The organism is Pseudomonas protegens, from assembly GCF_003732485.1.
In the GTDB taxonomy this organism is placed as follows: Bacteria; Pseudomonadota; Gammaproteobacteria; order Pseudomonadales; family Pseudomonadaceae; genus Aquipseudomonas; species Aquipseudomonas protegens_B.
Map to the genome: position 1 here is coordinate 263,183 of NZ_MOAK01000043.1, position 6,761 is coordinate 269,943.

7 protein-coding genes are annotated in these 6,761 nt (G+C 65.3%); 3 read left to right on the forward strand and 4 right to left on the reverse strand.

What is annotated here, in order from left to right; all coding sequences use genetic code 11:
* The first annotated feature begins 169 nt into the window (after positions 1–169).
* Positions 170–1,099, forward strand: a complete 930-nt coding sequence (locus BLX41_RS10750; RefSeq protein ID WP_123724845.1) for a DMT family transporter — start codon at positions 170–172, stop codon at positions 1,097–1,099.
* Between the two features lie 7 nt (positions 1,100–1,106).
* Here the strand turns inward: BLX41_RS10750 and BLX41_RS10755 are convergent, their stop codons facing one another.
* Positions 1,107–2,513 carry an MFS transporter gene (locus BLX41_RS10755; RefSeq protein ID WP_123724846.1) on the reverse strand — a complete coding sequence of 469 codons (1,407 nt, stop codon included), beginning with the start codon at positions 2,511–2,513 and terminating at the stop codon, positions 1,107–1,109.
* Between the two features lie 96 nt (positions 2,514–2,609).
* Between BLX41_RS10755 and BLX41_RS10760 the strand changes: the two genes are divergently transcribed.
* Entirely contained in the window at positions 2,610–3,494 is an 885-nt protein-coding gene (locus BLX41_RS10760) for a LysR family transcriptional regulator (RefSeq protein ID WP_123724847.1), read from the forward strand.
* A 7-nt stretch (positions 3,495–3,501) separates the two neighbouring features.
* Here BLX41_RS10760 and BLX41_RS10765 read toward each other — a convergent pair whose 3' ends face one another.
* Positions 3,502–4,008, reverse strand: coding sequence for a YbaK/prolyl-tRNA synthetase associated domain-containing protein (locus BLX41_RS10765; RefSeq protein WP_123724848.1), 507 nt, complete (start codon positions 4,006–4,008; stop codon positions 3,502–3,504).
* A 69-nt stretch (positions 4,009–4,077) separates the two neighbouring features.
* Positions 4,078–4,980 (reverse strand): LysR family transcriptional regulator, encoded by a 903-nt coding sequence (locus tag BLX41_RS10770; protein WP_123724849.1) that lies wholly within the window; start codon positions 4,978–4,980, stop codon positions 4,078–4,080.
* A gap of 95 nt (positions 4,981–5,075) precedes the next feature.
* Here BLX41_RS10770 and BLX41_RS10775 point away from each other — a divergent pair, with 95 nt between their 5' ends.
* Entirely contained in the window at positions 5,076–6,158 is a 1,083-nt protein-coding gene (locus BLX41_RS10775) for an SDR family oxidoreductase (protein ID WP_185073485.1), read from the forward strand.
* Position 6,159: 1 nt separating this feature from the next.
* On the opposite strand, the gene BLX41_RS10780 is transcribed toward BLX41_RS10775, so the two are convergent.
* On the reverse strand, positions 6,160–6,761 hold a 602-nt coding region (locus BLX41_RS10780; RefSeq protein ID WP_148059706.1), incomplete at its 5' end, for a flavin reductase family protein.

Below are 6,761 nucleotides of genomic sequence, written 5' to 3' on the forward strand. Positions count from 1 at the left end.
TGCGTCCCACCGCTTCGAAGGTCACCAGGGTTTCCAATGGTGGCAAATGGCGGGCAAAGCGGCTCATCAGGCATTCCCCAAAAGAATAGGTGGGTGCCTATATATCCTTTGTCCGGTCGGTCAGCAATGACTAGGCTGCGCGCTTTGATGAATCGCTGCGAGTGTGTGCATGAAACGCGGAGTTGCTTACGCCGCCCTGGCCGGTGCGGTCTGGGGCCTGGCCATTGTGGTGCCCAGCCTGTTGCCGGAGTTCAGTCCGCTGATGCTCAGCTGTGCCCGCTTCACGTTGTATGGCGCATTCTCCCTGCTCCTGGCTGCGCCCCAGGCCCGGGAGCTGCTGCAACGCCTGACCTGGGGCGACGCTGCCTTGCTGGTGAAGCTGGCGCTAACCGGCAACCTGATCTATTTCATGCTCCTGGCCACTGCCATCCAGTGGGCCGGGGTGGCCAGCACCGCGCTGATCGTCGGCCTGCTGCCCCTGACCATCACTCTGGCCGGACGCGGCGACGCCGACGCGCTCCCCCTGCGCCGACTGCGCTGGCCGCTGCTGCTGGTGTTCGCCGGCATCTGCTGCATCAACCTCGACACCCTGCTCACGGCACACAGTGATTCGGTGGAACTGGGCCAACGGGCCCTGGGCCTGCTCTGCGCTTTCGGTGCGTTGCTGTGCTGGACCTGGTTCGCCACCGACAACGCCCGTTACTTGAAGAGCAGCCGCTTCAACAGCGGTCAGTGGTCGACCCTGTGGGGCATCACCACCGGCCTGATGAGTGCCGTGGTCTGGCTGCTGGCCCAGGGCTTTTCACTGCCGGGTACCCAGGTCGAGGCCAGCGATCAACGCTGGATGCTGTTCTGGGGCCTGAGCCTGTCCAGCGCGGTGCTGGGTTCCTGGTTCGGCAATCGCATGTGGAATGCCTCGACCCGGCGCTTGCCCCTGACCCTCAGCGGCCAGTTGATCGTGTTCGAGACCCTGTTCGCTCTGCTGTACGGTTTTATCTGCCTGCAACACCTGCCGAGCCTGATGCAAAGCTCGGCGGCCCTGCTGTTGCTGGCCGGGGTGCTGTGGGCCGTGCGCCGCCACTTGCCCCAGCCCCATTAAACACCGCTCAGCCCTGGGCCACGGAGCAGGCCGGCAAGGCTGGTGACATCCGGGGCAAACGCAGCGCCAGGAGAGCCCCGAGCAAGGCCAGCAAGGCGCTGGCCGCAGTGGCCATTTCGATGCCATAAGCCTGATTGCCCGTAGGGCTCAAGGTATTGGCCAGGGACACCAGCAACGCCAGCCCCAGGGCGCCGCCAATCTGCTGGCTGGTGGAGGCCACCCCCGCTGCCACCCCTTGCTCGGACACAGCGATACCCTGCCCGGCCGAGACCCACATCGAGGTCCAGGTCATGCCCTGACCGATGCTCATCACCACAATCCCTGGTAACAGGCCGACAAAACCCAGGCTGCCGGGCAAGGCCAGGAACATCATGCCGATGCCCAGCGCCCCGAAGAGCAAGCCGCTGACCAGGGTCGCCCGCAAGCCGATACGCAGCAGCGCCCGTTCCGCCACCCAGATTCCGGCCGTGCACAGCAGGGTCGAAGGCAGGAACGCCAAGCCGCTCTGCAACACGCTGAACTGGTAGACCTGTTGGAAATACAGACTGAGAAAGTAGTACTGCACACCGAAGCTACTCATGAACAATGCGGTAATCACCATGGCCATGCGCAGCTGTGGATAACCCAGTAAACGCAGCGGCATCAAGGGGTCCGGGCTGCGCTGTTCGAGTCGGACAAACAGCCAGAGCAACATCAGGGACAGCATCAGGCAAGCCAGGGTCGCCGGCGCGGTCCAGCCCCACTCCGGCCCCTGAACGATGGAAAACACCAGCAGAGTGCCCCCCAGGGTCACAGTCAGGGCACCGCGCAGGTCGAACTGACGACCGCGCTGGTGCGCCGGGTCAGCGGGAATCCAGCGCCGGGCCATCAGTGCGCAGGCACCGGCCAGGGGCACGTTGGCCAGGAACACCGCTTCCCAGCCCCAGTACTGGGTCAACACCCCGCCCAGCAAGGCCCCCAGGGCCAGCCCCGCCGCCGAGGCCGCGCTCCACACCGCAAAGGCACGGTTACGTGCCGGGCCTTCGGCGTACCAGGTGTTGATCAGAGCCAGGGTGGCCGGGAACAGCATCGCCCCGCCGACGCCCTGCACGGCCCGGGCCAGCACCAGCAACAGGCCACTGCCGCCCAGGCCGCCGGCCAGTGACGCCAGGGCGTACAGGGACTGGCCAATGATGTAGAAGCGCCGTTTGCCCAGCAGGTCCGCCGCACGCCCGCCCAGCAGCAGGAAACCGCCAAAGGCCACGCTGTAGGCACTGACCACCCATTGCAATTGCTGGGCAGAGAACCCCAGGTGCTGGCCAATGTCCGGTAGGGCAACAAAGACGATGGTGGCGTCCAGGGCGATGATCAACTGTGCGGTGGCCAGCAGTAACAGCATCCAGCCTGACGGCTTGGCTAACGGGGTCGCGGACATCGCGAAAATCCTTGTATGAAATAAGCGGCGGCCAGTGTCATCGATGCCGTTTCAATGATAAACAAGCCATTCTCTCTTTCAGTAATGACTTTAATCATGGATCTGAACGCCCTTCGCCTGCTGGTCCGGGTCGCCGAAACCCGCAGCTTCACCCGGGCCGCCGGCGACCTGGGGCTAACCCAGTCCGGCCTGTCCCGGGCCATTTCCCGCCTGGAACAGCAGCTCGGGGTACGCCTGCTGCAGCGCAATACCCGCAGTGTCAGCCTGACCCCGGACGGCCAGGTCCTGGTTGACCGGGCAGGACCGCTGCTGGCGGAACTGGCCCATACCGAGCATCTGCTGCTGGATCGCCGGGACTCTCCCACCGGAGCGCTGAAGATCAGCACGCCCTCGCTGTTCGGGCGCAAGGTGGTGATGCCGGTCATTGGCGAGCTGACCGCCCGCTATCCCGAGTTGAGCATCGAGGCGGTAATGACCGACCGGGTGGTGGACATCATCGACGAAGGCTTCGATGCCGTGCTGCGTACCGGTGTGATCAACGACCAGCGCCTGATCGCCCGGCCCCTGGCGCCCCTGCGCTGGGTGACCGTGGCAGCGCCGGCGTATCTGCAGCGCCATGGCACGCCCCGACAACTGGCGGATTTGCAGCAGCACAACTGCCTGACCGTGCGTAACCTGCGCAGCGGCCGCCTGGTGGAATGGCAGTTCATGGACCAGGGCAAGCCGCTGGACCTGGCGGTCCAGGGACGGTTGATCTTCGATATTGGCGATGCCCTGGTGGATGCGGTACTGGGCGGCTTCGGCATTGCCCAGTTGATGGAATTCGCCGTGCGCGACGCCCTCGACGCAGGCCTTCTGGTGCCGGTTCTCCAGGCCCATGACGGGCGCTGCCGAGAGCTGTCCCTGGTCTACCCGCCCTCACGCCAATGCTCGCCGAAACTCAACGCCTTCGCCGATGCCCTGGGCCAGGTGAGCTGGTAGCCGGGGCTCAGTCGACCGCGGTGCTCTGGGCTTGCAGCTCCTGGGTCACGTCCAGCAGGCGAGGCTGGGCGATCCTCAGGTAGTCCTGGGTATCGAGCACCATGGACGCATCCAGGCGCCCGGCATTGAAAGCGATTTGCGCGTAGCGTTCGATCAGTTGCGGATCGACGATCAGCAGGATGCGCGGATCGAAACTCAGCGGTGGAATGGCACCGATCACGCAACCGGTCAGCTCCCTGGCCAACTCCGCCGATACCAGTTGCGCCTTCTTGCCCCCCAGGGCCGCACCGACCTTTTTCATGTCGAGCTTCTGGTCCCCGGAGAGAATCACCAGCCCATACACGTCACTCGCGCCCTTGAGACTGCAAAGCATGGCCTTGGCCCCCTGCCCCGGTTCGGTGCCGCGAATTTCGGCGACCCGCGCCGACTGCCCTTCGGCCGGGTGCAGGATCACCCGATAACGTGCCTGGTGGCTGTCCAGCAGGCTCACCAGTCGTTGGAAAACTGCATGCATGTTCTGTCCTTGGAAAAGTCGCCAGGGGGCTGATTCAAGCATCCGCCGCCGCACCTGACCAGAGGCAGGCTACAAGCGCACCCGCTGCGCCAGGAAGTCGATGAACACCCGTACCCGCGACGGCACGTGGCCGCCCTGGCCGACATAGAGCGCATAAAAACTTTCCAGCGGCGCCTGGGTGAAGGCTTCCAGCACCGGCACCAGCCGGCCGCTGGCCAGGTCATCGGCGATGGTGAAGGCCGCCAGTTGCGCCAGCCCCGCGCCGTGCAACGCCAGATGGCGCAAGGCTTCGCCGTCGCTGGCCTGGACCCGGCCATTGGGCTGCAGCAGCTGGCTCTCGCCCGCCGCGCCCAGGCGCCAGCCCGGCACGGCCCGGGCGTAGTCGAAACCGAGCAGGTGGTGCGCGGCCAGATCCTCCGGGGTCTGCGGTACGCCGCAACGGGCCAGGTAGGCCGGGGAGCCGACGACAACGCCGCGGGTTTCCCCGAGCTTGCGGGCGATCAATTGCGAATCCGCCAGCGGCCCGGTGCGGATCGCCACATCGGTCTGTTCTCCCAAGAGGTCTACCAGGGCATCGCTGTGCACCAGGTCCAGGGAAACTTCCGGATACAGCTGGAGAAACTCCGTCACCAGGGGCGCCAGCACATGCAGGCCAAAGGAGGCACTGGTGTTGACCCGCACCCGGCCCACCGGGGCCCTGGCGCTGCCGGCCTCACCCTCCACTTCACGCAGGTCCGCCAGCAGGCGCACGCTGTTTTCATAGAAGCCGCGTCCTTCCGGGGTCAGTTGCAACTGGCGAGTGGAGCGATTGAGCAAGCGCACCCCCAGGCGCGCTTCAAGCCGCGCCAGCAGCTTGCTCACCGAGGAAGGGGTCACCTGTTTCAGCCGCGCAGCGGCCGACAAACCGCCACACTCCACCACCGCGACAAAGGTCTCCATCTCGGCAAACCGGTTGATCTCGCTGCCTGCCATATGAATTCAACTCACAGATGCTGTTCCGACTGGCAGTCTATTTCACTCAAGGGCCCGACTCTATGCTGGCGATCCCTTTATTCGAGGTATCCCCGATGAGCGTTTCAACTTCCCCGGACCGTCACTTGCTGGTGATCGGCGGCTATGGCGTGGTCGGCACCGCAGTGGTCGAACTGATGAATCAGACCCCGGGCTGGCAACTGACCACCGCCGCCCGCCGCAGCCCACCGACCAGCCTGCTGGACGGCAGCCCGGCACCGGCGCACCTCAGCACCGACCTGCTGGACGCCGCCGACACCGCCCGCGCCTTTGCCGAACTGGGCAGCGTCACCGACCTGGTGTTCTGTGCCTACAGCGAGCGGGAAACCATGGCTGCCACAGTAGCGCCGAACCTGGCGATGCTCGATCACAGCCTCCAGGCCCTGCGTCAGGCCGGAGCGAAACTGCGTCAGGTGGTGCTGATCGGCGGCGGCAAATCCTATGGTGAACACCTGGGGCCCTATAAGACGCCGGCCAGGGAGAGCGATCCGCGCTTCATGGGACCGATCTTCTACAACGATCAGGAAGACCTGCTGTGGCACGAAGCCGAACGCCAGGGTTTTGCCTGGACGGTGTTGCGCCCGGACGGAATCATGGGCCCCAGCCTCAACTCACCGATGAACATCCTCACCGGCATCGCCAGCTTCGCCGCCATCAGCCAGGCACTGAAGCTGCCGCTGCGCTTCCCCGGCAGCCTGCAAGCCTGGTCGGCGCTGCACCAGGCCACCGACTCCCGGGTGCTGGCCCAGGCCGTGCTCTGGGCCCTGACCTCAGCGCAGGCACAGCAGCAGGTGTTCAACGTGACCAATGGCGATCACTTCCGCTGGCAGCACCTGTGGCCAGAAATTGCCGCTTTCTTCGGCCTGGACAGCGCCGCACCACAACCGATGCACCTGGGGGTGCAGATGGCCGACAAGGCACCGCTGTGGGCGCGCATTGTCCAGGAGCAGCAGCTGCGCCCCACGTCCTGGGAACAGATTGCCGCCTGGCCCTTCGTCGATGGCTGGCTCAACACCGGCTACGACATGGTGCAAAGCACCATCAAGATCCGCCAGGCCGGTTTTACCGGCTGCATCGACAGCCACCAGAGCGTGCTCGAACAGTTGCAACGGCTGCGTGACTATCGGCTGATTCCCTGACTCAGGACTCGCCGGCCAAAGGCAACTGGCGACCGTCAACGGCGCCACCGATGGTCAGGAAGTGCCCACCCGCCACATGGTGCAGAGTGCGCAGCGGGTCCTGACCGTCGAAGTGCCAACGCCCTTCACTGAACACCCGGGCATCGGCCTGGGCGGCAATCACTTCGCCAAGGAACAGGTCGTACTGCTGGTGGTTGTGGGGTTCGGGCAACAGCCGGCACTCCAGCCAGGCCACGCAGCCTTGCAGCAGCGGAGCCGCCAGTTGCTCGCCGGCAAAGGCCTGCAGACCATAGGCGGCGAACTTGTCGCTACCGCCCTGGCTCAGCTCCAGCCCGGAGCTGTTGCCCAGGCTCTGCACGATATCCACCTGGGCCACGCAAGGCACATTGAGCACGAAGGTGCCCGAGGCCTCCAGCAGTTGTCGGGTCCAGGTGGACTTGTCGAGCACCACGGCGACTTTCGGCGGCTCGAAATCCAGGGGCATGGCCCAGGCCGCGGCCATGATATTGCGCTGCCCGCCATGGGCTGCGCTGACCAGCACCGTTGGGCCGTGGTTGAGCAAGCGGTACGCCTTGTCCAGCGGTACCGGGCGACGAAGATCGG

What these genes read in the sequence shown, in the direction of transcription:
- BLX41_RS10750 (WP_123724845.1), top strand. Translation starts at nt 170, where the DNA reads ATGAAACGCGGAGTTGCTTACGCCGCCCTGGCCGGTGCGGTCTGGGGC.
- BLX41_RS10755 (WP_123724846.1), bottom strand. Translation starts at nt 2,513, where the DNA reads ATGTCCGCGACCCCGTTAGCCAAGCCGTCAGGCTGGATGCTGTTACTG.
- BLX41_RS10760 (WP_123724847.1), top strand. Translation starts at nt 2,610, where the DNA reads ATGGATCTGAACGCCCTTCGCCTGCTGGTCCGGGTCGCCGAAACCCGC.
- BLX41_RS10765 (WP_123724848.1), bottom strand. Translation starts at nt 4,008, where the DNA reads ATGCATGCAGTTTTCCAACGACTGGTGAGCCTGCTGGACAGCCACCAG.
- BLX41_RS10770 (WP_123724849.1), bottom strand. Translation starts at nt 4,980, where the DNA reads ATGGCAGGCAGCGAGATCAACCGGTTTGCCGAGATGGAGACCTTTGTC.
- BLX41_RS10775 (WP_185073485.1), top strand. Translation starts at nt 5,076, where the DNA reads ATGAGCGTTTCAACTTCCCCGGACCGTCACTTGCTGGTGATCGGCGGC.